Raw genomic sequence first — 23,763 nt, 5'->3', positions numbered from 1 at the left:
CGGTCGGGGCACCGCTCCGGCCCGGCGCCTCGCGGCCGTCGCGTCGCGCCCCCGCCCGGAACACCAGGGGCCCATAGGTACACTTGCCGTGGCTCCTCGGGGCCGCACCACACGGAAGTACAGGGCGGGAGCGTGCGCGTGACGGATGAGGGTCGCCTGATCGCGGGACGGTACCAGGTCGGGCCCCGGCTCGGCCGCGGCGGAATGTCCGAGGTGTACCTCGGCACCGACACCCGGCTCGGCCGCACCGTCGCCATCAAGGAGCTGAAGCTCTCCCTCTCCTCCGACTCCGCCTTCCGCCTGCGGTTCCGGCAGGAGGCGCAGTCCGCGTCGCGCATGTCGCACCCCACGATCGTCCGGGTCTTCGACGCGGGCGAGGAGGTCTCGCTCGACGACAACGGCGCCGAGTCGCGCCGGCCCTTCATCGTCATGGAGCACATCGAGGGCCGCCTCCTCAAGGACCTGATCGCCGAGGGCCCCCTCGACGTGGACGAGGCCGTCCGCATCACGGAGGGCATCCTCACCGCCCTCGAGTACTCGCACCGCGCAGGCGTCGTCCACCGCGACATCAAGCCCGGCAACATCATGCTGACCCCGTCGGGCCAGGTGAAGGTGATGGACTTCGGGATCGCCCGCGCCGTCTCCGACTCCGCCGCCACGGTCGCTCAGACCACGGCGATCCTCGGCACCGCGGCCTACTTCTCCCCCGAGCAGGCGAAGGGCGAGCAGGTCGACGCCCGCAGCGACCTCTACTCCGCCGGCATCGTGCTCTTCGAGCTCCTCACCGGCCGTGCGCCCTTCCGCGGCGACACCCCGGTGGCCGTCGCCTACCAGCACGTCAGCGAGACGCCGCCGGCGCCGAGCTCCATCAACCCGGCCGTCACCCCCGCACTCGACGCGGTCGTCGCCCGAGCACTCTCGAAGGACCGCTACGAGCGCTTCCAGGGAGCTGCGGAGTTCCGCGACGACCTGCGCGACGCCGCCGCCGGACGCCTCCCCGACCACCGCCCGATCGACGAGCTGACCACCTCGCTCTTCGCGGCCCGCAGCCAGGGCGGAGTCAACGACTCCGAGCTCGCCCTCCGCCAGCTGGCCGAGGACAACTCGATCGTCCGCACCCAGCGCCGCCCGCCGGTCCTCTGGATCTGGTCCTCGATCGTCGTGCTGGCCGTGATCGTCGCCGCACTCGTGATCTGGGTGCTGACGCTCCAGCCCGCGTCGACGCTGCCGTCGCAGTCGCGCGAGGTCCCCACCCTCACCGAGACCACCTACGACAGCGCCCAGTCGACCCTGACCGAGCTCGATCTCGTGCCGAGCCAGGTCGCGGAGTACAGCTCGACCGTCCCCGAGGGCGAGGTGATCCGCACGGATCCGGGCTCGGGCACGATCGTCGCACCCGAGACGGTCATCCGCATCGTCGTGTCCCAGGGCCCCCAGCCCGTCGCCGTGCCGGACACCGTCGGGCAGAGCCTCGCCGAGGCCATCGACGCGCTCACCGCCGTCGGCTTCGTCGAGGGCTCCCAGACCCGCGAGAACTCGCCGACCGTCCCGGGCGACGTCGTGCTCTCCGCCTCCCCCGGAGCGGGACAGCAGGTCGCCCCGGGCACGCCGGTCGACCTCACCGTCTCCTCCGGCCAGGTCACGCTCCCCGACCTCGTCGGGACGTCCCTCAGCAGCGCGCTGGCCACCCTCGCCTCCGAGAAGCTGCAGCTCGTGGGGGTCGAGGTCCCGGACGAGACCTGCGACGCGACCCGGGCGAACCCGCCCATTACGACCCAGTCCCTGGCTCCGGGCGACGTCCCGCAGGGATCGACCGTCCAGCTCGGATACTGCGCGGGCTGACCCGGCCTGCAGCCCGCTGCGGCTGCGGCGTCGACCGACGGCGCCCGGTGGAGGCCGGGCCGCTGCTCTGCGCGCCGAGAAGGGCTCGTCGGGACGTTGCTCGTCGGGGTCGATGCTCCGCGAGGCCGACAGCCCCGAGGTGAACGGCTACGCCCGGCGCGCGTCGGCGAGCGGGGGCTGGAGCCGCACGACCTCGCCGCCTGCCGATCCGTCGGCGGGGCGTGCGATCCTGCCGCGGATGTCGCTCGGGGTGAGCCCCTCGCGGCGCTTGAGCGCACGGCGGAGGTGGTCCGCCGAGGAGAATCCGGACGCGGCGGCGATCGCCTCGAGCGGGACCTCCCGCGGGCGGCGGCGCAGGAGCTCCACGGCGCTGGCGACCCGGGAGCGCTCGATCTCGCTCGCGACCGTGGTGCCCGCGTCCTCGAAGAGCCGCTGGAGGGAGCGGGTGGACACGTTGACCGCGTCGGCCACCGCCTCCGGGGTGCAGCGCGGCGTGCGGTGCGTCCGGTCGATGACCGTGCGCGCGCGCCCGAGCGTGGCGGCCCGGACGCTCGTGGTGCCGGGCTGCGAGCTCGCCGCCGCGAGGAACGCGCTGGTGAGGAGCTGCTTGACCACATGGGCGAAGCCGGTGACCTCGCCCTCACCGGGCAGCCCCGTCCCGGACTCCGCCGCGAGGGCGAAGGCGGTCGTGAAGGCGTATGCGGCGCGGGTGGACCGGGCGTCGGGATCGAGCGCGTAGACCGGGGCCGACGTGTCGAAGCCGTAGCGGCGCATCTCGTCGGCGCGCAGCGAGAGGTGGAGGATCGTGGCCGGAGTCGTCGACTCGGTCGTGAACGTCGTCGTCCCCTGCTGGTACGAGATCGACCCCGGACGCAGCAGCACCGTTCGGTCCGGGGCGACCATGCGCACGAAGCCGTCGATGAGGAAGCTGAAGGTGAGGAAGGAGGTGTCGTCGGCCGGCCACGTCCCGCGGAGGACGCGCAACGGCGAGACCGTCATCAGCACGACGCTCAGATCGGCGGTGCCGAATCCCGAACCGGTGATGCTCGGAACGGTGCCGGGTTTGACGACGATGCGCGGTCCGAGATTCTCGAGCTCTCGGATTCCCGAGAAAGCCCAGGAGATCGATGCGACCATCTGGTCCCCCCGGACTTCTCTTGTGGCGCCGACCCCCTGTCGACGCCCTCTGATTATGCAGGGAAAAGGGGCCGCATCCTCCGCCGGGAGCCCGTCAAATCCCGCCACCTGATCGGGGGGTGTGCAAGGGGGTGGACAAGGTCACGCTCATACCCTGTCGCGGCGTTCTCCTCCGCCCGCCGTCATTTAGCCGTCAGATGGCGGATTTCTACGTGAGAACGCACTCAGGGCGGCATCCCCGTTCGGGGGACGGTGGTCGCTGATCATTCTCAATGCTCTCGACTCGATAACGAGCCCGATAAGCCCGGCGAATTCCAATTCATCGAGCCGGGATCGAGAGTCCGGGCGTGTCGTCGGCCGATACGGACGCTCCGCCCGGCCTCACCTCGCGCAGCCAGTTCTCGAGAAGGCGCCGCCCGCCCTCGGTGAGGACCGACTCCGGATGGAACTGCACGCCCATGAGCGGAGCACTCCGGTGCCGGACGGCCATGACCACTCCCTCCGGTGTCCGCGCCGTCACCCGCAGCTCCTCGGGAAGGCTTTCACCGTCGACCGCGAGCGAGTGGTACCGCATCGCGGCGAATCCGGAGGGCAGGCCGTCGAAGAGCGGATCTCCGTCGTGGAGGACCGCGGACGTCCGGCCGTGCAGCAGCTCCGGCGCCTCCGTGACGCGGGCGCCGAGAGCGTGGGCGAGCACCTGGTGGCCGAGGCAGACTCCGAGCAGCGGCCGCCCGGTCGCCTCCGCCCGCTGCACGAGCGCCGTCGACGCGGGGACGTCCCCGGGACGGCCCGGCCCGGGTGAGACCAGGACTCCGTCCGCCTCCTCCGCGCGAGCCAGGAGCGCCGTCGTGCCGAGGTCGTCGCCCTCGACCACGTCGACCTCGGCACCGAGCTCGCGGAGGTACGAGACGAGCGTGAAGACGAAGCTGTCGTGGTGGTCGACGACCAGGATCCGCGGGGCCGCGCCGGCGGTCACGAGCCGACGGTCACGTTCCGGTCGAGCACGAGTGACTGCACCCAGGGGAACACCCACTCGTCGAGCGCGACCAGGACCGCCGCGACGAGGACGAGGACGATCAGGAGCCGGACCCACCACGGCCCGGGCAGGAGCCGCCACAGAGCTGCGTACACGGTCAGCCCTCCTCAGCCAGAGAGGCGGCGATCTCGGCGGGGGCGCCTGCGGACCGCGGCTGGAACGAGTCGAAGACGCCGTACGCGATGATCCGCTCGGCCGTCGAGTAGAGCGGGTTGCAGCTCGTCAGCGTGATCAGGCGGTCGGTCGGAGCCGCGTCCGGAGTCCACGGGACGGGGTCGATCACCTGGACGTCGGAGGGCTGGACGTACTCGAGGTTGCGGAAGCGGTAGGTGTACCAGCCGTCCGCCGTCTCGATGTAGATCGGGTCGCCGAGCTGGAGCTCGTCGATCAAGTGCATGCCTCCGCCGTACGCGCTGCGGTGCGCGGCGAGCGCGAAGTTGCCGGCCTGGCCGGGCATCTGCGTCCCGGGGTAGTGGCCGATGCTCCCCTCGTCGAGCACGTTCTCGGCGTCGATGCCCTCGGCGATCGTGCGCACCCACCCCTCGCCGTAGCGCGGGATGTAGAGGTTGCCGAAGGAGGTGTCGAGGGCGGCGACCGACGCGACGACCGGCTCCGCCGGGGCGGCCTCGGTCGGCTGCGGTGCCGGAGAGGAGTCGCCCCAGGTCTCGCGGAGCTCCGCGGCCTGCGTCGTCTGCCGGCCCGCGATCACCGCGTCGTTCCACCAGAGCTGCCAGGCCAGGAAGAGCAGGACCAGGACGCCGGCGGTCATCAGGAGCTCGCCGACGACTCCGAAGAACGAGAGTCGTCGGACCGGGCGGGCCCTCCGTCGCTTCGCTCGCGGCCGCAGAGCCGCCCCGTCGGGGTTCTGGGCGGTCATGCGACGAGTCTAGGCGCGAGCCGTGACCGGCTGTGGCGCATGATCCGGACCTGTGGAGAGCCCTCCCGAATGGCCGCCTGAGGAGGCCCGATGGGATCACTCGAGCGCCCGCACCGGCCGCTCCGCGAGTCCGCACAGCACCCGCGCAGCCCCGGCACTCCCGGCCCGGAGCCTCCGCCCGGTACAGTGGTCGGCATGGCACGAGCGACGAAGAGCCCGAAGCCCGAGCGCGACGAGGCCCGGACCGGCGAGAACGCACCGAATCCGGTCTGGTTCAAGCCGGTGATGTTCGGCTTCATGCTGCTCGGACTCGCCTGGATCATCGTCTTCTACGTGAGCCAGGGCACCCTGCCGATCCCCGATCTCGGCAACCTCAACATCCTGATCGGCTTCGGCATCGCGTTCATCGGCTTCCTGATGACGACGCGCTGGCGCTGAGCCTCCCCCAGTCGTGAACGACGCCCCGTCCGGTCCGCCGACGGGGCGTTCGTCGTCGGTGGAGCGTCTGCGCGCCGCCGGCTGCGTCTTCGCCGAGGAGGAGGCGGGCCTGCTCGAGGAGGCCGCCGACTCCTCCTCCGACCTCGAGCTGCTGCTCCGCCGCCGCGAGACGGGCGAGCCCCTCGAGCAGATCCTCGGCTGGGTCGCCTTCCGCGGCCTGCGCGTCCCCGTCGCACCCGGCGTCTTCGTGCCCCGCGTGCGCACCGAGTGGCTGGTCGACTGCGCCCTGGAGATCCTCCCGGAGGGCGCCGTGGTGCTCGACCTCTGCTGCGGATCCGGCGCCCTCGCCCGGTCGATCTCCGAGGAGCGGCCGGACGTCCGCCTGCTCGCGGCCGACCTCTCCCCCGCCGCCGTCGCCTGCGCGCGCCGCACGCTCGCAGGCCGCGCCGACGTCCACGAGGGCGACCTCTTCGACGCGCTCCCCGGGAGTGAGCGCGGGCAGATCGACGTCGTCGTCGTCAACGCCCCCTACGTCCCCTCCGCGGCGATCGCGCTCATGCCGCCGGAGGCCCGGGTGCACGAGCCGATGCTCACGCTCGACGGCGGGTCGGACGGGCTCGCCCTGCACCGCCGTATCGCTCAGGAGGCGGGGGCGTGGCTCGCACCCCACGGCGTCGTCGTGATCGAGGTCGGCGCGGATCAGGCCGCTGCGAGTGCCTCGGCGTTCCAGGCGGCCGGGTTCGCCACCTCGCTGCACCGCGACGACGACCGTGAGGCGACGGCCCTGGTGGCCGTCCGCCGGAGAACTACACCGCTGTAATTATCCCCAGCTGTGGAATCTCCTGTGGAGAACTCCGCGGTCTCCGCCGCGCTGGCCTGCTCGAGGCGCGGAGGGCCCCGATCGGCACCAGCCCGCCGGTCCTCGGACGCGCCGCCGTCCCCGGATCGTCCTCCCGAGGAGGACACCCGGGGACGTTCTCCCCAGTGTTAACAACTCTGTGGATAACTTCCTCCCCACCTGTTGAGAGCACCTGTGGACAGCGGTGGAGACGGTCGCCGCGGGAACGACGAAGCGGCGGGCCCGGGAGTGCGCGAGGCACTGCCGGACCCGCCGCTGCGGGAGGGGGGATCAGCCGAGGACGTAGGCGCCCGCGGTGATCGCCACCAGTCCGACTCCGATGAGCCCGACGAGGAGGTTCTGCGTGCGCCGCTGGGCGCGCTGCCGGGTCTTCGTGAAGACCAGCCCGATGAGCGCGCCCGCCACCAGACCGCCGACGTGCGCCTGCCACGCCACGTTCATCCCGGGCAGGAAGCCGATGACGAGGTTCAGTCCGACCAGCACCAGCAGCTGCGACGCCTGACCGCCCAGATGCCGGAGGATCACCAGGTACGCGCCCATCAGCCCGAAGATCGCACCGGAGGCGCCGATCACCGGGGTCAACGGGTTCGCGAGGAGCAGGACGCCCACCGATCCGGCGAAACCGCTCAGGAGGAAGAGGGTGAGGTAGCGCCCGCGGCCCAGCATGCGCTCGAGCACCATGCCGAACACCCACAGCGTGTACATGTTCAGCACCAGGTGGAACGGGATGACGATGAAGAGCGACGTGCTGTGGAGGAACACCGAGGTGAGCATCCGCCACGGCTCGAAGCCGGCGCCGAAGCCGGGGAGCGTGTAGGCGGGGGCGTACAGGAGCGCGTTGACCGCCGGCCCGCCGACGAAGGGAAGGATCTCGACGATCCACAGCACGATGCAGAGCGCGATGATCGCGTAGGTCACCGTCGGCTGGTCGGCACGGGTCATGGCCCGCACGCGGGAGAGGAGGGGACCGCGGGTGCGCGGTGCGGTGGCGCGCTGCTGCGCCATGTCGTCCGGGCAGATCACGCCGACCGGAGCCGGCGTCTGGCACTCGCCGCAGATGGTGCGGCCGCACCGCTGGCAGCGCACGAAGCTCTGCCGCTCGGGGTGTCGGTAGCAGGAGTAGGTGCTGCTCGGCGGGACCTGGGTCACGGACGTGCCTCCGGGGAGAACGAGGGCCGGGCCCTGACGGACCCGGCCCTCGAATGAGTGGTGGATGAGGCGATCAGACCTCGGTGATCTCGACGCTCTCGATCACGACGTCCTCGAGCGGCTTGTCACGGCCGTCGGTGGGGACCGCCGAGAGCGACTGCACGAGCTTCTTCGACTCCTCGTCGGCGACGGCGCCGAAGATGGTGTGCTTGCCCTGGAGCCAGGTGGTCGGCGCCACGGTGATGAAGAACTGCGAGCCGTTGGTGCCGCGGCCCGCCTGCTTGCCGGCGTTCGCCATCGCGAGGATGTAGGGCTGGGTGAAGTCGAGCTCCGAGTTGATCTCGTCGTCGAACTGGTACCCCGGGCCGCCGATGCCCTGACCGAGCGGGTCGCCGCCCTGGAGCATGAAGTCGGGGATGATGCGGTGGAAGACGGTGCCGTTGTAGAGCGGCTCCTTCGTCTTCGCACCCGTGGCGGGGTGGGTCCACTCGATGTCGCCGGTCGCGAGACCGACGAAGTTGCGGACCGTCTTGGGAGCGTGGTTCCCGTAGAGGTTGACGACGATGTCGCCCTTGTTGGTGTGGAACGTCGCGACTGCGGTGTGCAAAGGCATGCTCGGATTCTCGCACAGCGCGTCTGTAGGCCCCTGCAACGCCCGGTGTCAATGCGCTGGGTGCGCGATGCGGACGCCGATCGATGAGTGGCAGTATTGAGGCGTTCGCTGCTCGTAGCCGATGGAGGACCAACATGGGTCTGTCACGTAAGCACAAGAAGGACCTCAAGCGTCTTCGCAAGAACGCCGAGGCGGTCTGGGGCGAGCAGCAGGAGGTGCTGGCGCACGCGGCCTCCGTGCTCGAGAAGAGCCGCCGCCACGCGTCGAAGTACGCCAAGAAGGAGCTCGTCCCCTTCGTCAAGGACACGTACGACTCGCGCGTCAAGCCGGTCTACGACAACGGCGTCTCGGCCGTCGAGGGCACGTACTCCTCGGCCCGCAACGCCTACAAGCACAAGGTCGTCCCGACCTTCGCCGCTGTGGGCGGTACGGCCGCCGCCGCCTTCGAGGCCGCCAAGGACTCGAAGAACCGCGCGAAGCTCGCCGAGATCTCGAAGGCGCGCTGGGAGGAGCTCACCACTCCCCCGAAGAAGAAGAACAAGGTCGGCACGGTCTTCACGATCGGCGCCGCGCTGGTCGCCGTCGGCGGCATCGGCTACGCCGTCTGGCAGACGTTCCGCGCCGACGACGAGCTGTGGGTCGCCGAGGACGAGCCGCAGAGCGCCGCGCAGAACGCGGCCTCGACCGCTTCCTGACGTTCTCGTCGCTGGAGCCGGGCCCCTCAGGGGGTCCGGCTCCTTCGTATGCCCGGGTTAGGCTTCTGCGGTGGACATCCGGGTCGCCGCGTACGGCGTGATCATCGACGGCGAGCGGATGCTGCTCGCGCACTGGAGCCAGGGCCCCTGGTCGGCCTGGACGCTTCCGGGCGGCGGGATCGACGAGGGCGAGTCGCCCGCCGACGCCGCGGTCCGCGAGATCTTCGAGGAGACGGGCTACCGTGCCGAGCTCGAGGCCCTCATCGGCGTGGACTCGCACGTGATCCCCGCGCACCGGCGCAGCGATCCCGAGGCCGGCCCCCTGCACGCCATCCGCGTCGTCTACCGCGCCCGCATCGTGGGCGGCGAGCTCACGCACGAGGTGGACGGCTCCACGGACGCCGCCGCCTGGTTCCCCCTGAGCGACGTCGAGGAGCTGGAGCGCGTCGAGCTCGTCGACGCGGCCCTGACCATGAACGAGGCCTGGCTCCTCCGCTGACGGTGCCCGGGAATCCCCGGCCGCGCCCCGGCGTTCCCTTCGTCGTGATCGTCGAGCTCTACACCTCCGCCTTCTGCGGCGCCTGCCATGCCGCGCGCTCGGTGCTGGAGCGGGCCGCGGAGCTCGTCCCCGCCGCCGAGATCCGCGAGCGCGACGTGGCCTTCCACCCCGTCGAGGCCGAGGCCGCCGGTGTCCGCTCGACCCCCACCGTCGTCGTGCGGGATACGGCCGGAGAGGTGGTCTTCCGGGCGGAGGGCGCTCCCTCCCTTCCGCAGGCTCTCGCCGCTCTGGTCCTCGCCCTGCCCGCGTAGGGTGGCCGCGGGAGGACCCATGCACCGTCGCGCTGCGCTCGCGAGCACCGTCGTTCTGCTCGGCGCCCTCGCGCTCTCGGGGTGCGCCTCCGAGGAGCCGGTGACCACGGCCGCGGTCGGGCTCGGACGGGGCGGCGAGCGAGGAGAGGTCCTCGGGGTCGTCGTCGTGTGCTCGGGGTCCGTCGACGGCCTCGACCTCGCCGCCTCCGACTCCGCCCCCCTGACCATCGGCGACGGGCTGCGGAGGGTCACCCGCTGGGTCTCCCCGTCACCGGTCACGCAGCTGGGCGCGACCGACCTCTCCGGATCCACGGTCTGGCCGGCCGACACGGTGATCGAGCGGTTCCCGCTCGGCGTCGACCTCGCGCTGGGCGCCTACGCGACCGACCGCTCCGTGCTCGCCCGCCCGGTCGTCTTCACGGCCGAGCAGTTCGACACGCTCTCCGTCGGCGAGATCATCGTCGGCGACATCCGCGACGGCACGTCCGAGACCCTCTCGGTCCAGCAGTTCCTCGGCCTCGCCTGCGTGGACCGCTGAGCGGGCGGCCGTCCGAGCGGCGGCCTCGATCGCACGACCGCACGGTCGGCGACAGGAGAGGCCGCCGAAGACCTCGACACGGTGACCCCGCGACGGCGGAGGACCCGGAGTGCCGTGGGCCGGGAGACCAGAAGGGCCTGTGAGGGGAGCACCCGCGAGCGGGGAGGAAGTGTGGAGCCTAGGAGATTCGAACTCCTGACATCCTGCTTGCAAAGCAGGCGCTCTACCAACTGAGCTAAGGCCCCGGGCCGGAGACGGGGCGATCCGTCTCCGAGAGTCGAACGGCCCGCCACCGCGAGGTGACGGGCCGTTCGGACCGGGTGGGGGTACCAGGACTTGAACCTGGGACCTCTTCATTATCAGTGAAGCGCTCTAACCGCCTGAGCTATACCCCCGGAATGGCCAGAGGAGACTCTACCCGACATCGAGCAGGAATCCCAATCGGCCGGACCGTGCGCCCTACTGGTTGGTGAAGCCCACCAGGAGGCCGCCGGTGATCTTGACGCTGAGGTTGTACAGCAGCGCCACGATCGCGCCGAGCGCGGTGGTGACGATGGTGTTCAGCACCGCGACGACGATCGCGAAGCCCATGACCTGCGGCAGCGAGATGATCGTGTTGAGGTCGAACGCCTCCGCGCCGGCGATGTCCTGCACGAGGCCGTTGACCTCGTCGAAAACGCCCGTCTGGGCCAGGACCGTGTAGACCAGGTAGACGACGACGATCGTGATGATCGCGAGCGTCAGGCCCAGCAGGAACGAGAGCTTCACGGCCGACCAGAAGTCGACGTAGACGAGCTTCAGGCGGACCTGCTTCGCCGCCGGGCTCTTCGCGGACTTCCTGGCGAGCTTCTCGGCGACGGTGCTACTCATCTACGGACCCATCCTCCTCCGACACCGGAGCGGACTCGGCCGGCGCCGCGGCGTCGGGATCCTCGTCCTGGGCGTCGAGATTGCGTTCGGTGTTCTTGGCGAGTGCGATGATGCGGTCGTCCTCAGCGAATCGTGCGAAGACGACTCCCATGGTGTCGCGACCCTTGGCCGGTACCTCGGCCACCGCAGAGCGTACCACCTTGCCGCTGGCGAGCACGACGAGCACCTCGTCGTCCTCTCCGGTGATGATGGCGCCCACGAGGTCGCCGCGCTTCTCCTCCAGCTTGGCCACCTTGATGCCCAGCCCGCCGCGTCCCTGGAGGCGGTACTGGTCGACCGCGGTGCGCTTGGCGTAGCCGCCCTCGGTGACCACGAACACGAAGCCCTCGTCACTGACGACGTTGGCGTCGAGGAGGCGGTCCTCTCCGCGGAACGACATGCCGCGGACTCCGGAGGTGGAGCGGCCCATCGGACGCAGCGCCTCGTCGGACGCGGTGAAGCGGATCGACATGCCCTTGCGGGAGACCAGCAGCACGTCGCTGTCCTCCTCGACCAGGAGCGCCGAGACGAGCTCGTCGCCGTCGCGCAGCTTGATCGCGATGATGCCGCCGGAGCGGTTCGTGTCGTACTCCGAGAGGGCCGTCTTCTTCACGAGGCCGTCGCGCGTGGCGAGCACGAGGTAGCGGGCCGCCTCGTAGTCGCGGATGTCGAGGATCTGCGCGATCTGCTCCCCCGGCTCGAGCGCGAGCAGGTTCGCGATGTGCTGGCCCTTGGCGTCGCGGCCGGCCTCCTGCAGCTCGTAGGTCTTGGCGCGGTACACGCGACCGGTGTTCGTGAAGAACAGCAGCCAGTGGTGCGTGGTGGTGACGAAGAAGTGCTCGACGATGTCGTCGGCCTTCAGCTGCGCGCCGCGCACGCCGCGGCCGCCGCGGTGCTGCGCCCGGTAGGAGTCGCTCCGGGTGCGCTTGAGGTAGCCGCCGCGGGTGACGGTGACGACCATCTCCTCCTCGGGGATCAGGTCCTCGACGCTCATGTCGCCGTCGAACCCGAAGAGGATCTCGGTGCGGCGGTCGTCGCCGAAGCGGTCGACGATCTCGTCGAGCTCGTCCGAGATGATCGTGCGCTGGCGCTCGGGGCTCGCGAGGATCGACTTGTAGTCCTCGATCTCGGCCTGGATCCGGTCGTGCTCGTCGATGATCTTCTGGCGCTCGAGGGCCGCGAGGCGGCGCAGCTGCATGTCGAGGATGGCGCGGGACTGCACCTCGTCGATGTCGAGCAGCTCCATCAGGCCGTCGCGCGCCTCCTCCACGGTGGGGGAGCGGCGGATGAGGGCGATGACCTCGTCGAGCGCGTCGAGCGCCTTGAGGTAGCCGCGCAGGATGTGGATCCGCGCCTCCGCCTCGTCGAGGAGGTACTGGGTGCGGCGCACGATGACCTCGACCTGGTGGTCGACCCAGGCGCGGATGAAGCCGTCGAGCGAGAGCGTGCGCGGGATGCCGTCGACGATCGCGAGCATGTTCGCGCCGAAGTTCTCCTGAAGCGGCGTGTGCTTGTAGAGGTTGTTCAGCACCACCTTCGCCACGGCGTCGCGCTTGAGGACGACGACGAGGCGCTGGCCGGTGCGACCGGAGGTCTCGTCGCGGATGTCGGCGATGCCCGAGACGCGCCCGTCCTTGACCAGCTCGGCGATCTTGATCGCCAGGTTGTCCGGGTTCACCTGGTACGGCAGCTCGGTGACGACGAGGCAGGTGCGGCCCTGGATCTCCTCGATGGAGACGACGGCGCGCATCGTGATCGAGCCGCGGCCGGTGCGGTACGCGTCCTGGATGCCGCGGACGCCGAGGATCTGCGCACCGGTGGGGAAGTCGGGTCCCTTGATCCGCTGCAGCAGCGCCTCGAGGAGCTCCTCGCGCGTCGCGTCCGGGTTCTCGAGCGCCCACTTCGCGCCAGCGGCGACCTCGCGCAGGTTGTGCGGCGGGATGTTGGTCGCCATGCCGACCGCGATGCCGACGGAGCCGTTGACGAGCAGGTTCGGGAACCGGGCCGGCAGGATCGCCGGCTCGCGCGTCCGACCGTCGTAGTTGTCCTGGAAGTCGACGGTGTTCTTGTCGATGTCGCGGACCATCTCGAGCGCGAGCGGCGCCATCTTGGTCTCGGTGTACCGGGGGGCGGCCGCGCCGTCGTTGCCGGGGGAGCCGAAGTTGCCCTGCCCGAGCGCGAGCGGGTAGCGGAGGCTCCACGGCTGCACCAGACGGACCAGCGCGTCGTAGATCGCGGAGTCGCCGTGCGGGTGGAACTGGCCCATCACGTCGCCGACGACGCGCGAGCACTTCGAGAACGCCTTGTCGGGACGGTAGCCGCCGTCGTACATGGCGTAGATCACGCGGCGGTGCACGGGCTTCAGGCCGTCGCGCACCTCCGGCAGGGCTCGCCCGACGATGACGCTCATCGCATAGTCGAGGTAGGAGCGCTGCATCTCGAGCTGCAGGTCGACCGGCTCGATCTTGTCGTGACCGTGGATCACCACACCGGTCTCGGTGACGATGTCGTCGCTCTCGTCCGGGCCGGTGGGGGTGGTGGGTTCTTCTGCCATGATCTCTGGTCTCTCAGGTGGGTCCGTGCCCCGGAGAAGCGGGGGCGGCGGTCGCGCTGGGTGTCAGGTGTGTCGTCGGTGTGCGGGCCGGTGAGGGCCTCTGTCGTGTTCTGGTCGAGGATGCGGCCCATCGAGGGCCGCCGTCACGTGTTCGAGGTGGTCGCGAGGACGGTCCACTGGACCGCCCGGCCGCCGTCTTTCGAAGGACGTCCGCTTCCTCGACCACTAGATGTCGAGGAAGCGCACGTCCTTCGCATTCTTCTGGATGAAGGAACGGCGGGACTCGACGTCCTCGCCCATGAGAGTGGAGAAGATCTCGTCGGCCGCGGCCGCGTCGTCGAGCGTGACCTGGAGGAGGGTCCGCGTGGCGGGGTCCATCGTGGTCTCCCACAGCTCCTTGTAGTCCATCTCGCCGAGGCCCTTGTAGCGCTGGATGCCGTTCTCCTTGGGCATGCGCTTGTTGGTCGCCGAGCCGTGCGCGATCAGGGCGTCGCGCTCGCGGTCGCTGTAGACGTACTCGTGCGGGGAGTTCGACCACTTGAGGCGGTACAGCGGCGGCTGCGCGAGGTACACGTAGCCGAGGTCGATCAGCGGGCGCATGTAGCGGAAGAGGAGCGTCAGCAGCAGCGTCGTGATGTGCTGGCCGTCGACGTCGGCGTCGGCCATCAGGATGATCTTGTGGTACCGCGCCTTGTCGGGGTTGAAGTCCTCGCCGATGCCGGCGCCGAACGCCGTGATCATCGCCTGGACCTCGTTGTTGCCGAGAGCGCGGTCGAGCCGCGCCTTCTCGACGTTGAGGATCTTCCCGCGGAGGGGGAGGATCGCCTGCGTCTCGGGATTGCGGCCCTGCACCGCGGATCCTCCCGCCGAGTCGCCCTCGACGATGAAGATCTCGGAGATCGACGGGTCCTTGGACTGGCAATCCTTGAGCTTGCCCGGCATGCCGCCGCCCTCGAGCAGGCCCTTGCGGCGGGCGGTCTCGCGCGCCTTGCGCGCCGCCATGCGGGCCGAGGCCGCCTGGATCGCCTTGCGGATGATGTCCTTGGCCTGGCTCGGGTTGCGGTCGAACCAGTCGGCCAGCTGCTCGCCGGCCACGCGCTGCACGAACGCCTTCGCCTCGGTGTTGCCGAGCTTCGTCTTGGTCTGGCCCTCGAACTGCGGCTCGCCGAGCTTGATCGACACGACGGCGGTGAGGCCCTCGCGGATGTCGTCGCCCGAGAGGTTCTCGTCCTTCTCCTTGAGCAGGTTGTTCGCGCGCGCGTAGCGGTTGACCAGAGTGGTCAGCGCGGCGCGGAAGCCCTCCTCGTGGGTGCCGCCCTCGTGGGTGTTGATGGTGTTCGCGTAGGTGTGGACGCTCTCGGTGTAGGCCGTGGTCCACTGCATGGCGACCTCGAGCGAGATGCGGCGCTCGGTGTCCTCGGACTCGAAATCGATGATCTCGGAGTGCACGAGGTCCGACTTCTTCAGCGAGTTGATGTACTCGACGTAGTCGACGAGGCCCTTCTCGTAGTGGAAGACGTCGGTCCGGTCGCCCTCGGTCTCGTTCTCGCCCTCCCCCTCGAACTCGACCTCGTTCTGGTCGGTCAGCGCGATGCGCAGGCCCTTGTTGAGGAACGCCATCTGCTGGAAGCGCGCGCGCAGGGTCTCGTAGTCGAACTCGACCGTCTCGAAGATGCCGGCGTTGGGCCAGAAGGTGATCGTCGTGCCGGTCTCGTCGCTGGCCTCGCCCTTCTCGAGCGGGGCGTCCGGCACTCCGTCGGTGAAGCTCATCCGGTACACGGCGCCCTGGCGCTTGACCTCGACGTCGAGTCGCGTCGACAGCGCGTTGACCACGGAGGAGCCGACGCCGTGCAGGCCGCCGGAGACCGCGTAGCCGCCGCCGCCGAACTTGCCGCCGGCGTGCAGCACGGTGAGGACCAGCTCGACCGTGGAGATGCCCTCGGTCGGGTGCATGTCGACCGGGATGCCGCGGCCGTTGTCGGAGACGGTGACGCCTCCGTCGGCGCGCATCAGGATCTCGATGTTGTCGCAGTAGCCCGCGAGCGCCTCGTCGACGGCGTTGTCGACGATCTCGTAGACCAGGTGGTGCAGACCGCGCGGACCCGTGGATCCGATGTACATGCCGGGGCGTTTGCGGACCGCCTCGAGGCCCTCGAGGACCTGGATCTGGTTCGCGCCGTAGTCGCCGGACGACTTGGTCGACATGCTCTCGTGCGGAGCGGAGGGGGCTGCTGAGCCGTTCGCGTCCAGGTCGTTCGCTGCGGGTGACGTGGAGTCGTTCGGCTCGTGAGTCATAGCTGTGGAGTTCTCCTCTGACGGTCCGTCGCGACGCGCACGGTGATCTGGAGATCGCCCGCGCGGCGGCGTCACTGCGGTTCGGCGGCCCTCCATTCTACCGCGTGCCGGGTCGATCCGAAGCGCTGGACGGCGATCTGAGGCGCGAAAGATCGGCGGTCGACCGAAAATGCGTCCTCAGCCGTAGGTGTCGCGCGGACCACGCCCTGGAATCGACCTGGGACCCTTTTTCCAGTTCGGGACGTCCGGGCCCTGGAAACGGATCGACGCGATGCCCGCGTCGGGGAAGTTCACGGCGATGTGGTTCATGATCTCGATCCGCATCAGCCGGAGCTGCGTCGACCACGCCGTGGACTCGCACGCGACCGTCAGCACGCCGTCGACGACGCCCACCGGAGTCGAGTGCTTCGCGGTCTCCTCGCCGGCGATCGCCGTCCACGACGACATCAGGTCGCCCTGCGCCAGCGGCGCCGTCCAGCCGAGCTTCACGGTGAGGGAGTCGAGGACGTCGCCGAGGTCGTGCGGGTCGCGGCCCTTGCCGAACGGGATCGCGTCGCCCTTGGGCTCGGCGCGCTCGACGGTCTTCCGGATGCGGCGCGGGCCGTCGGCGCCGAACACCTCCTTGAGGTGGCGGTAGACGCGGGCGGCCTCGGAGTCGGGTGCGGGGGCTCCGCGGCGGGGGGAGTCAGCCATCGGCCGGCTCCGACGGGGCGGGGGCGGGCGGCTCCGGGGACGCGGGATCTGTGGACGCCGGCGCTGGGGACGCGGGCTCCGAGGAGGAGGCCGCGGCGGAGGAGACGACACCAGGAGAAGGGGAGTCGGACGAGACCGGATCGGGAGAAGAGGAGCGGGAGGACTCGGGACCGGGAGGAGGGGAGTCGGAGGACACCGGATCGGACGAGGCGGAGTCGGGTGCGGTCGGCTCCGGCACGGCGATCGGCGCGGCGGCGGCGCCCGTGCCGACGATCCGGCCGGCCTCGATCCGCACGGTGTGCGCGGCCAGCGCCTCCGGGACGTCGTCGAAGACGGCCGCGGTGATCAGGACCTGCTCGTAGTCGGCGACCACCGAGGCGAGGCGCTCGCGTCGACGCGCGTCCAGCTCGGCGAAGACGTCGTCGAGCATCAGCACCGGATCGCCCATGGGGGAGTCGCGCCGGAGCAGCTCCGCAGCGCCCAGCTTCAGCGCCAGGGCGAACGACCAGCTCTCACCGTGGCTGGCGTAGCCCTTGGCCGGCAGCGCGTTCAGCTCGAACTGCACGTCGTCGCGGTGCGGGCCGACGAGGGAGACGCCCCGGTCGAGCTCGCGGCGGCGCACCCCGGCCAGCGCGGACGCGAACGCCTCCGCCAGTCCCTCGCCCGCCGCCGGTGACGCGGCGCCCGGCTGCTCCACGGGCTCGCCGTCGTCGTCGACCGCGCCCTCGATGCTCAGGCGGGAGCGGAGCACCGGACGCTGGTCGGCACCGGCGACCGCCTCGTACGCGGCGCGCACCGGTCCGCTCAGCTCCTCCACCAGGGTGAGGCGCGACTGCATGATCTCGGTCCCGAGCGCGATCAGGCGCTCGTCCCAGATGTCGAGGGTGCCGAGCTTCGACGGGTCGCGGACGCCGCTCGCGCGCGCCGACTTGAGCAGCGAGTTGCGCTGGCGCAGCACCCGCTCGTAGTCGGCCTGGACGGCGCTCATCCGCGGGGAGCGGAGGATCACCAGCTGGTCGAGGAAGCGGCGGCGGGCCGACGGGTCGCCGCGGATGAGGAGGAGGTCCTCCGGGGCGAAGAGGACACTGGAGAAGAAGCGGGGGAGCTCGCGCGGCTTGATCCCGCCGCGGTTGATCTGCGCGCGGTTGGGGGAGGAGCGGTTGATCTGCACCTCGGCCAGCAGGTCGCGCTCGCCGTTGCGGAGGCGGGCGCGCACCACGGCGCTGTCCCGGCCGGCGCGGATGAGCGCCTGGTCGCTCGACACGCGGTGCGAGCCCAGGGTGGAGAGGTAGCCGAGCGATTCGACGAGGTTCGTCTTGCCCTGGCCGTTGCGGCCGACGAAGAGGTTCGGTCCGGGCACGAGCTCGACATCGACCGACTCGTAGTTCCGGAAGTCGCTGAGCGCCAGCTGCGTCACCTGCACGTCGCGCTCCTCTCCTCCACCCGTCGTCGCGGGCCTTCCCTGCACGCCTGCGGGCTCCTCGCCCGTCTCGCTCGGCCGGTCCACCCGCCCCGGCGCCTGCGGTCCGCTGTCCCACTGCCGACCAGGCGTTCGTCCCGGATCTCGACACGCCCTGCGGGGCTACTCGACCAGCATGCTGGCAAGACCATCCGTCGGGCTGGTCTCCATGCGCCGTCGCGGGGCCACTCGACCAGCATGATCGGCGGCGCCCCGTCCCCGCCCGTGAAGGCGGCCGAAGGCTCGCCGCCCGACGTCGGTAGCGAGGTGGAGGCGGCCGGAGGCCCGCCGCCCCCGTGAGAGCATCCCTGCCTCACGGGGGCGGCGGGCCGCAGTCCGCCGTCCGTCACCGGCCCTGCGGAACGCGCCCCCCTCCGGAAGCCGACCGCCGTGAGGACTGCCGGAGGCAGTCCTCACCAGCCGACTCAGTCGACGGCCTTGACGGAGTGCCCGCCGAACTGGTTGCGGAGCGCTGCGACGGCCTTCATCGCGGGGGAGTCCTCCTGGCGGGAGACGAAGCGGGCGAAGATCGAGGCGCTGATCGTGGGCACCGGGACGGCGTTGTTGATGGCCTCCTCGATGGTCCAGCGGCCCTCGCCCGAGTCCTGCACGTAGCCCTCGATGTTCTTGAAGTCCGGGTCCTGCTCGAGGGCGCGGACGAGGAGCTCGAGCAGCCAGGAGCGCACGACCGTGCCGCGCTGCCACGCCTTGAAGGTGCCGGTGACGTCCTTGATGATGTCGCTGCGGGTCTCGAGCAGCTCGTAGCCCTCGGCGAACGCCTGCATCAGGGCGTACTCGATGCCGTTGTGGACCATCTTCGCGTAGTGGCCGGCGCCGACCTCGCCCACGTGGACGAAGCCCTCCTCGCGGGGGCCCTCCGGGCGCAGCGCGTCGAAGACGGGCATGGCGTACTCGACGAGCTCCTTCGGGCCGCCGACCATCAGGCCGTAGCCGTTCTGGAGTCCCCAGACGCCGCCTGAGACGCCCGCGTCGATGTAGTGGATGCCCTTGGGCTTCAGCAGCGCGTCGTGCTTGAAGTCCTCGGTGAAGCGGGAGTTGCCGCCGTCGATGACGAGGTCGCCCTCGCTGAGCTTCTCCGACAGGTCCTTGACGACCGCGTCGGTGATCTCGCCGGCCGGCACCATCACCCAGACGATGCGGGGCGAGGGGAGTGCGGCGATCATCTCGTCGAGAGAGGCCGCGTCCGAGACGTCGGGATTGCGGTCGTAGCCGGTGACCTCGAGCCCCTTGGAGCGGAGGCGGGAGCGCATGTTGTCGCCCATCTTGCCGAGGCCGACGAGTCCGATGTGCATGGTGAACCTTCCTGGATTCGTTGTCCGGCGGGCGGGCGCTCGTCGGGAGCGGGGCGGTCGCGGCTCTGCGATCCGGGGAGTGGTCAGCGCAGCAGCAGGTTGGGCTGGAGCAGGTAGCGGTAGCTGTCGCTGCCGGGCTGCTCCCGCGAGGTCTGCGCGGTGATCAGGACGGGGCCGGGCTTGTTGGGGTTCTCGGTCTTCGTGAACGCGATGCGCACGAACTCCGAGTGGACGGCGGCGAGGCCGTCGAGCAGGAACTGCGGCTTGAGCGAGACGACCACGTCGTCGCCGGTCACGATCGCGTCGATGCTCTCGGACGCCTGCGCCTGCTCCGAGCCGATGGCCTCGAGGGTGAGGCCGTCGCTGCTGAAGCTGAAGCGGAGGGCCGCCTCGCGCTCGAGCACGAGCGAGACGCGGCGGGTGGCCTCGATGAGGTCGCTGGTCGACATGACCGCGTAGTTCTCGACGGAGGCGGGGAAGAGGCGCTTCACGGGCGGGAAGTTGCCCTTGATCAGCAGCGAGGTGACGGTCTTGCGGTCCGCGGTGAAGGCGATCAGCTCGCGCTCGTCGCGGTTGGTGATCGCGACGGAGACGGTGCCGGAGTGGCCGAAGGTCTTCCCGACCTCCTGCAGCGTGCGCGCGGGCACGAGGGCGGTGAGCGGCTGGGTGGGCGCGGGGTTGTCTCCGTTGTCCCAGTCGATCTCGCGGACGGCGACGCGGTAGCGGTCCGTCGCGACGAGGCCGATCGTGTTCTCGGTGATCTCGAGCTGCACGCCGGTGATGACGGGGGTCACGTCGTCGCGGGAGGCGGCGACCGCCACCTGCGAGACGGCGGCCGCGAAGGCGTCGGCCGGGACGAGGCCGGTGGAGGCATCGATCTCGGGGATGCTCGGGTACTCCTCCACGGGCATCTGCAGGAGCGTGAAGTGCGCCGAGCCGGCCGAGACCGAGACGCGCGACTCCTCCGTGGCGATGCGCACGGGAGCGTTGGGGAGGCGGTTCGCGATGTCGGCGAGCAGACGGCCCGAGACGAGCACGGTCCCCGTCTCCTCCACGTCGGCCGCGATCTGCGTCTGCGCGGACACCTCGTAGTCGAAGGAGGACAGCGTCAGACCCTCGGAGGTCGCCTCGATGAGGACTCCGGAGAGGATCGGCAGGGTCGTGCGCTGCGGAAGCAGCTTGACCGCGAAGGACACCGCCTCGCTGAAGACATCGCGGTTGGCTTGGAACCTCACGAGTACACCCCTGACGAGTCGCGGACGAAGACCGTCGCCCATCGTACCCGCCGGGCTCGACGAGCTCGGAAGGGGGTGGACCGCCGAGCACTCCCGAGCCGCTGTGGAGAGGTTGCCGGTCGAGGCTTCATTAAAGAGAGAACTGCGTTAACAGTGTTAACACGTGTGGAAACTGTGGAAAACGCTTCGGACCCCTACTCCTGGGTGGGATCGGAGGGACCCGCCCCTGTGGAGGGAGTGTGAGCGGGCCCGTGGACGCCCTGTGGAGCGATCCGAGCCGACCGGTCGCCCTCCACAGGCGGGCTCTCCCGGCGCACAGTCCCGAGGCGGTTGTCCACAGTTATCCACAGGTTCCTCACACTGTGGAAATCGGCCCTCCGAGGCGCGCGAGGCGGCGTGTCCGAGGCCCGCGCAGTGGGTCGAGGAGTCCGTCGACGACGTCTCCGGGTCACGACGGAGACCGTCGAACGCGGCTCGCGCCGTCCGAGCGGCGCGGAAGACGGCGCGAGTTCCCTCTCCCCCGCGCTGCTCTCCGGGCCGTCGCACGGCGGATCGACGCCGTTCGATCGCACGCAGGCCGCCCCGCCGCTCCGCCGCTCGCCCGGACCCCCTGAGCATGTCCGGTCCGTGCTGGTCGAGTAGCCCCAGCGCGCCGTATCGAGACCCCCGCCAGCGCCTTCGCCTGATCTCGACGCGCGCCGACACCGACGTCCTGCTGCTCGCGCCGCGATCCCCGTCGCCTCCGCCTCCCCTCACGCGAGGAAGGAGGGGAGCGATTACCCGACCACCGGGCACGGACGCTGATGGACCCCGGGGCACGCCACCCGGGACAGGCGGTCCCGGGGACCGTACGACTGTCGGCTAGCGGTTCGTCTTGATGCGGGTGGTCAGCTCGGTGACCTGGTTGTAGATGCTGCGGCGCTCCTTCATGAGCTCCGAGATCTTCTTGTTCGCGTACATCACCGTGGTGTGGTCGCGGTTGCCGAACAGCTGGCCGATCTTGGGCAGCGAGAGGTTCGTCAGCTCGCGGCACAGGTACATGGCGATCTGGCGCGCGGTGGCGACGGCCTGCGAGCGCGACGAGCCGTAGAGGTCGTCGACCGTGAGCTTGAAGTAGTCCGCGGTGTGGTTGATGATGTCGACCGGCGAGATGACGTTGTCCTCGTCGAGCGTGATCAGGTCCTTGAGCACGGTCTGCACGAGCGACATGTCGACCGGCGTCCGGTTCAGGCTCGCGAACGCGGTGACGCGGATGAGCGTCCCCTCGAGCTCGCGGATGTTGCTCGACACCTTCGACGCCATGAACTCGAGGATGTCGTCGGGCACGAGCAGCTTCTCGCTGACCGCCTTCTTGCGGAGGATCGCGATGCGGGTCTCGAGGTCGGGAGCCTGCACATCGGTGATGAGGCCCCACTCGAAGCGCGAGCGCATCCGGTCCTCGAAGCCCGTCAATGCCTTCGGCGGCAGATCGGACGTGATCACGACCTGCTTGTTGTGGTCGTGCAGCTGGTTGAAGGTGTGGAAGAACGCCTCCTGCGTCTCCGCCTTCCCCTGCAGGAACTGGATGTCGTCGATCAGGAGGATGTCGACGTTGCGGTAGCGGCCGTGGAAGGCGTTGCCCCGGTTGTTCGCGATCGAGTTGATGAAGTCGTTCGTGAACTCCTCGCTCGAGACGTACCGCACGCGGATCCCCGGGTAGAGGCTCATCGCGTAGTGGCCGATGGCGTGGAGGAGGTGCGTCTTGCCGAGCCCGGAGTCGCCGTAGACGAAGAGCGGGTTGTAGGCCTTGGCGGGAGCCTCGGCGACGGCGACGGCCGCGGCGTGCGCGAACCGGTTGGAGCCTCCGATGACGAAGTTGTCGAAGCTGTACTTCGGGTTCAGCCGGGTGTCGGTCGCCGGCACGGTCCGCAGCTCCTCGACCCCGCGGGTCGGCGCGACCGTCGCCGAGGAGGCGGTGATCGGCTCGAACGGGTTCATCGACTCCTGCGACGACGGGGAGCTGAGGGGCTCGTGCTCGATGTCGGGGTTCACCACGAAGGCGAACGTCGTGACGCCGAAGGAGTCGTCGAGCGTCCCGATCGCGCTGAGCAGGGGCACGCGCACGCGCTGCTCGAGCATCCCGCGGGTGAACTCGTTCGGGACCTCTAGGTAGAAGGTGCCCGCCATGATGCCCTTGGGCTCCACGAGCGAGACGAACCCGTAGAGGGGAGCGGTGATCCGCTCGTCCTGGGACAGTGCGCCGAGGATCACGTTCCACGCGTCGACCATCGACGTGTCGTCTGCCATCTGTCTCCGGTCCTGGGTGCTGTCGCTGTGAAGTCGCTGCGGGATCGCCGTCTCCGCCGGACCCGTCGCCGCCCGCTGCAGGGGCGTCGCGGACCGGGCGCGGAGCCGGGTCTCGAGTGCCGCTCTCTCCACAGGGTTGTCCACCGGCCTCGAGCGATGCCTGTGCGGGCGCGGGAGGACGCGGATCCCACCTGTGGATAACTGCGGCTCAACACCGTAACGAACGGAGCCGACGGGAGACAAATCCACCACAGCGACACCCGCGTGTCAATGCGCGGAACCCCGTGTCGCGTGTGCATGATCGAGGTTTCGCGCCGTCCACATTTGACCGGTGGCGGAACAGGTCGTAGTTTAAATCAGTTGACGCCTGCCCGGTGTCGTCCGTGCGGCCCTCGCAGGCCGAGCGGATTCCGCAGCCGGGCACCCCTTCTTCCCGGAGGATCCGAGTCTCCGCCCGAGCGGGTGGTGCCGGTTCGCGCCGCGGAACACGTACGTGGAGATCTGATTATGAGCAAGCGAACCTTCCAGCCGAACAACCGTCGTCGCGCCAAGGTGCACGGCTTCCGTCTGCGCATGCGCACCCGTGCCGGCCGCGGCATCCTCAGCGCGCGCCGCGCCAAGGGGCGCACCGAGCTCTCCGCCTAGCAGCGAGCGGTACCGACCAGCGGTGCTGGCCAGAGCCAATCGCATCGTCCACGGAGGCGAGTACCGGACAGTCGTCCGTCGCGGTGTGCGGTCCACAGGACCGCACACCGTCACGTATGTCCGCCGGTCCTCCGCGGGCGATCCGGCGCGGTTCGGGTTCATCGTCGCCAAGACGGTCGGCACCGCGGTAACGCGCAACACCGTCCGCCGCCGGCTCAAGGCCGTGGCGTTCGAGCTCGTCCCCGAGATCGACCCCGGCACCCAGGTCGTCGTCCGCGCGCTGCCCGGCAGCGCCGACGCCCCCTGGTCGGAGCTGCGCTCCGAGGTGTGGTCCGCGATGGCGCGAGCCGCGCGGAAGAGCGGGGCGTCCTCGTGACCGC

General features: G+C 70.1%; 22 protein-coding genes, 2 tRNA genes and 1 pseudogene. 9 read left to right on the top strand and 16 right to left on the bottom strand.

Features of this window, described 5'->3' with window-relative positions; all coding sequences use genetic code 11:
• Positions 1 to 138 precede the first annotated feature (138 nt).
• Complete coding sequence (gene pknB, locus C5C44_RS04725) at positions 139 to 1,842, top strand: Stk1 family PASTA domain-containing Ser/Thr kinase (RefSeq protein WP_104222663.1); 1,704 nt, start codon at positions 139 to 141, stop codon at positions 1,840 to 1,842.
• A gap of 147 nt (positions 1,843 to 1,989) precedes the next feature.
• Here pknB and C5C44_RS04720 read toward each other — a convergent pair whose 3' ends face one another.
• The 4 genes from C5C44_RS04720 to C5C44_RS04710 form a co-directional block, all read right to left on the bottom strand.
• Positions 1,990 to 2,979, bottom strand: coding sequence for a helix-turn-helix domain-containing protein (locus C5C44_RS04720; RefSeq protein WP_104323848.1), 990 nt, complete (start codon positions 2,977 to 2,979; stop codon positions 1,990 to 1,992).
• 319 nt (positions 2,980 to 3,298) lie between these two features.
• Positions 3,299 to 3,955, bottom strand: a complete 657-nt coding sequence (locus C5C44_RS04715) for an aminodeoxychorismate/anthranilate synthase component II (RefSeq protein WP_104335412.1) — start codon at positions 3,953 to 3,955, stop codon at positions 3,299 to 3,301.
• Complete coding sequence (locus tag C5C44_RS16945; RefSeq protein ID WP_167299010.1) at positions 3,952 to 4,110, bottom strand: hypothetical protein; 159 nt, start codon at positions 4,108 to 4,110, stop codon at positions 3,952 to 3,954. Before C5C44_RS16945 ends, C5C44_RS04715 begins: the two co-directional genes overlap by 4 nt.
• A 2-nt stretch (positions 4,111 to 4,112) precedes the next feature.
• Positions 4,113 to 4,892, bottom strand: coding sequence for a class E sortase (locus C5C44_RS04710; RefSeq protein ID WP_104260873.1), 780 nt, complete (start codon positions 4,890 to 4,892; stop codon positions 4,113 to 4,115).
• Between the two features lie 195 nt (positions 4,893 to 5,087).
• Between C5C44_RS04710 and C5C44_RS04705 the strand changes: the two genes are divergently transcribed.
• Together C5C44_RS04705 and C5C44_RS04700 are read left to right on the top strand one after the other, a co-directional pair.
• Positions 5,088 to 5,330, top strand: coding sequence for a cell division protein CrgA (locus tag C5C44_RS04705; protein ID WP_104222667.1), 243 nt, complete (start codon positions 5,088 to 5,090; stop codon positions 5,328 to 5,330).
• A 13-nt stretch (positions 5,331 to 5,343) separates the two neighbouring features.
• Positions 5,344 to 6,150 (top strand): putative protein N(5)-glutamine methyltransferase, encoded by an 807-nt coding sequence (locus C5C44_RS04700; RefSeq protein WP_181132719.1) that lies wholly within the window; start codon positions 5,344 to 5,346, stop codon positions 6,148 to 6,150.
• A 309-nt stretch (positions 6,151 to 6,459) separates the two neighbouring features.
• On the opposite strand, the gene C5C44_RS04695 is transcribed toward C5C44_RS04700, so the two are convergent.
• Both C5C44_RS04695 and C5C44_RS04690 read right to left on the bottom strand, forming a co-directional pair.
• Positions 6,460 to 7,338: a rhomboid family intramembrane serine protease gene (locus C5C44_RS04695; RefSeq protein WP_104335410.1), complete on the bottom strand. Its 879-nt coding sequence runs from the start codon at positions 7,336 to 7,338 to the stop codon at positions 6,460 to 6,462.
• A gap of 73 nt (positions 7,339 to 7,411) precedes the next feature.
• Complete coding sequence (locus C5C44_RS04690) at positions 7,412 to 7,951, bottom strand: peptidylprolyl isomerase (protein ID WP_104222669.1); 540 nt, start codon at positions 7,949 to 7,951, stop codon at positions 7,412 to 7,414.
• A gap of 134 nt (positions 7,952 to 8,085) precedes the next feature.
• Between C5C44_RS04690 and C5C44_RS04685 the strand changes: the two genes are divergently transcribed.
• The 4 genes from C5C44_RS04685 to C5C44_RS04670 all read left to right on the top strand — a co-directional run bounded on the left by C5C44_RS04685 (position 8,086) and on the right by C5C44_RS04670 (position 9,994).
• Positions 8,086 to 8,646: a hypothetical protein gene (locus C5C44_RS04685; protein WP_104335409.1), complete on the top strand. Its 561-nt coding sequence runs from the start codon at positions 8,086 to 8,088 to the stop codon at positions 8,644 to 8,646.
• Between the two features lie 70 nt (positions 8,647 to 8,716).
• Positions 8,717 to 9,145 carry an NUDIX hydrolase gene (locus C5C44_RS04680; protein ID WP_104222671.1) on the top strand — a complete coding sequence of 143 codons (429 nt, stop codon included), beginning with the start codon at positions 8,717 to 8,719 and terminating at the stop codon, positions 9,143 to 9,145.
• 44 nt (positions 9,146 to 9,189) lie between these two features.
• Positions 9,190 to 9,456 (top strand): thioredoxin family protein, encoded by a 267-nt coding sequence (locus tag C5C44_RS04675; protein ID WP_104335435.1) that lies wholly within the window; start codon positions 9,190 to 9,192, stop codon positions 9,454 to 9,456.
• Positions 9,457 to 9,475: 19 nt separating this feature from the next.
• Complete coding sequence (locus C5C44_RS04670; protein WP_104222672.1) at positions 9,476 to 9,994, top strand: hypothetical protein; 519 nt, start codon at positions 9,476 to 9,478, stop codon at positions 9,992 to 9,994.
• A gap of 172 nt (positions 9,995 to 10,166) precedes the next feature.
• On the opposite strand, the gene C5C44_RS04665 is transcribed toward C5C44_RS04670, so the two are convergent.
• The 10 genes and pseudogenes from C5C44_RS04665 to dnaA form a co-directional block, all read right to left on the bottom strand.
• Positions 10,167 to 10,239: transfer RNA gene (locus C5C44_RS04665), tRNA-Ala, on the bottom strand.
• Between the two features lie 76 nt (positions 10,240 to 10,315).
• Positions 10,316 to 10,389: transfer RNA gene (locus C5C44_RS04660), tRNA-Ile, on the bottom strand.
• A gap of 64 nt (positions 10,390 to 10,453) precedes the next feature.
• On the bottom strand, positions 10,454 to 10,864 hold the full coding sequence (locus C5C44_RS04655) for a DUF3566 domain-containing protein (protein ID WP_104222673.1): 411 nt from the start codon (positions 10,862 to 10,864) through the stop codon (positions 10,454 to 10,456).
• Complete coding sequence (gene gyrA / locus C5C44_RS04650) at positions 10,857 to 13,457, bottom strand: DNA gyrase subunit A (protein WP_104222674.1); 2,601 nt, start codon at positions 13,455 to 13,457, stop codon at positions 10,857 to 10,859. The genes C5C44_RS04655 and gyrA overlap by 8 nt, the downstream gene beginning before the upstream one ends.
• A 225-nt stretch (positions 13,458 to 13,682) precedes the next feature.
• The gene (gene gyrB, locus C5C44_RS04645; RefSeq protein ID WP_208543372.1) at positions 13,683 to 15,662 is read right to left on the bottom strand and encodes a DNA topoisomerase (ATP-hydrolyzing) subunit B; all 1,980 of its coding nucleotides are present in this window, start codon (positions 15,660 to 15,662) and stop codon (positions 13,683 to 13,685) included.
• Positions 15,663 to 15,929: 267 nt separating this feature from the next.
• Positions 15,930 to 16,445: a DUF721 domain-containing protein gene (locus tag C5C44_RS04640; RefSeq protein ID WP_104237766.1), complete on the bottom strand. Its 516-nt coding sequence runs from the start codon at positions 16,443 to 16,445 to the stop codon at positions 15,930 to 15,932.
• Positions 16,446 to 16,707: 262 nt separating this feature from the next.
• A pseudogene (gene recF / locus C5C44_RS04635) lies at positions 16,708 to 17,868 on the bottom strand (DNA replication/repair protein RecF); the annotation flags it as partial.
• Positions 17,869 to 18,329: 461 nt separating this feature from the next.
• Positions 18,330 to 19,217 (bottom strand): phosphogluconate dehydrogenase (NAD(+)-dependent, decarboxylating), encoded by an 888-nt coding sequence (gnd, locus tag C5C44_RS04630; RefSeq protein WP_104222677.1) that lies wholly within the window; start codon positions 19,215 to 19,217, stop codon positions 18,330 to 18,332.
• A gap of 83 nt (positions 19,218 to 19,300) precedes the next feature.
• The gene (gene dnaN, locus C5C44_RS04625; RefSeq protein ID WP_104222678.1) at positions 19,301 to 20,452 is read right to left on the bottom strand and encodes a DNA polymerase III subunit beta; all 1,152 of its coding nucleotides are present in this window, start codon (positions 20,450 to 20,452) and stop codon (positions 19,301 to 19,303) included.
• Positions 20,453 to 21,313: 861 nt separating this feature from the next.
• A complete protein-coding gene (gene dnaA, locus C5C44_RS04620; RefSeq protein WP_374952921.1) occupies positions 21,314 to 22,618 on the bottom strand; it encodes a chromosomal replication initiator protein DnaA in 1,305 nt (434 codons plus the stop codon).
• A gap of 627 nt (positions 22,619 to 23,245) precedes the next feature.
• Here dnaA and rpmH point away from each other — a divergent pair.
• Together rpmH and rnpA are read left to right on the top strand one after the other, a co-directional pair.
• On the top strand, positions 23,246 to 23,383 hold the full coding sequence (gene rpmH / locus C5C44_RS04615; protein WP_055784512.1) for a 50S ribosomal protein L34: 138 nt from the start codon (positions 23,246 to 23,248) through the stop codon (positions 23,381 to 23,383).
• Between the two features lie 22 nt (positions 23,384 to 23,405).
• Positions 23,406 to 23,759 carry a ribonuclease P protein component gene (gene rnpA / locus C5C44_RS04610; protein WP_104222680.1) on the top strand — a complete coding sequence of 118 codons (354 nt, stop codon included), beginning with the start codon at positions 23,406 to 23,408 and terminating at the stop codon, positions 23,757 to 23,759.
• The last annotated feature ends 4 nt before the right edge of the window (positions 23,760 to 23,763 follow it).

Source organism: Rathayibacter sp. AY1F6 (genome assembly GCF_002932035.1).
Lineage (GTDB): Bacteria > Actinomycetota > Actinomycetes > Actinomycetales > Microbacteriaceae > Rathayibacter.
This window is presented reverse-complemented; position numbering and strand designations above follow the sequence as displayed.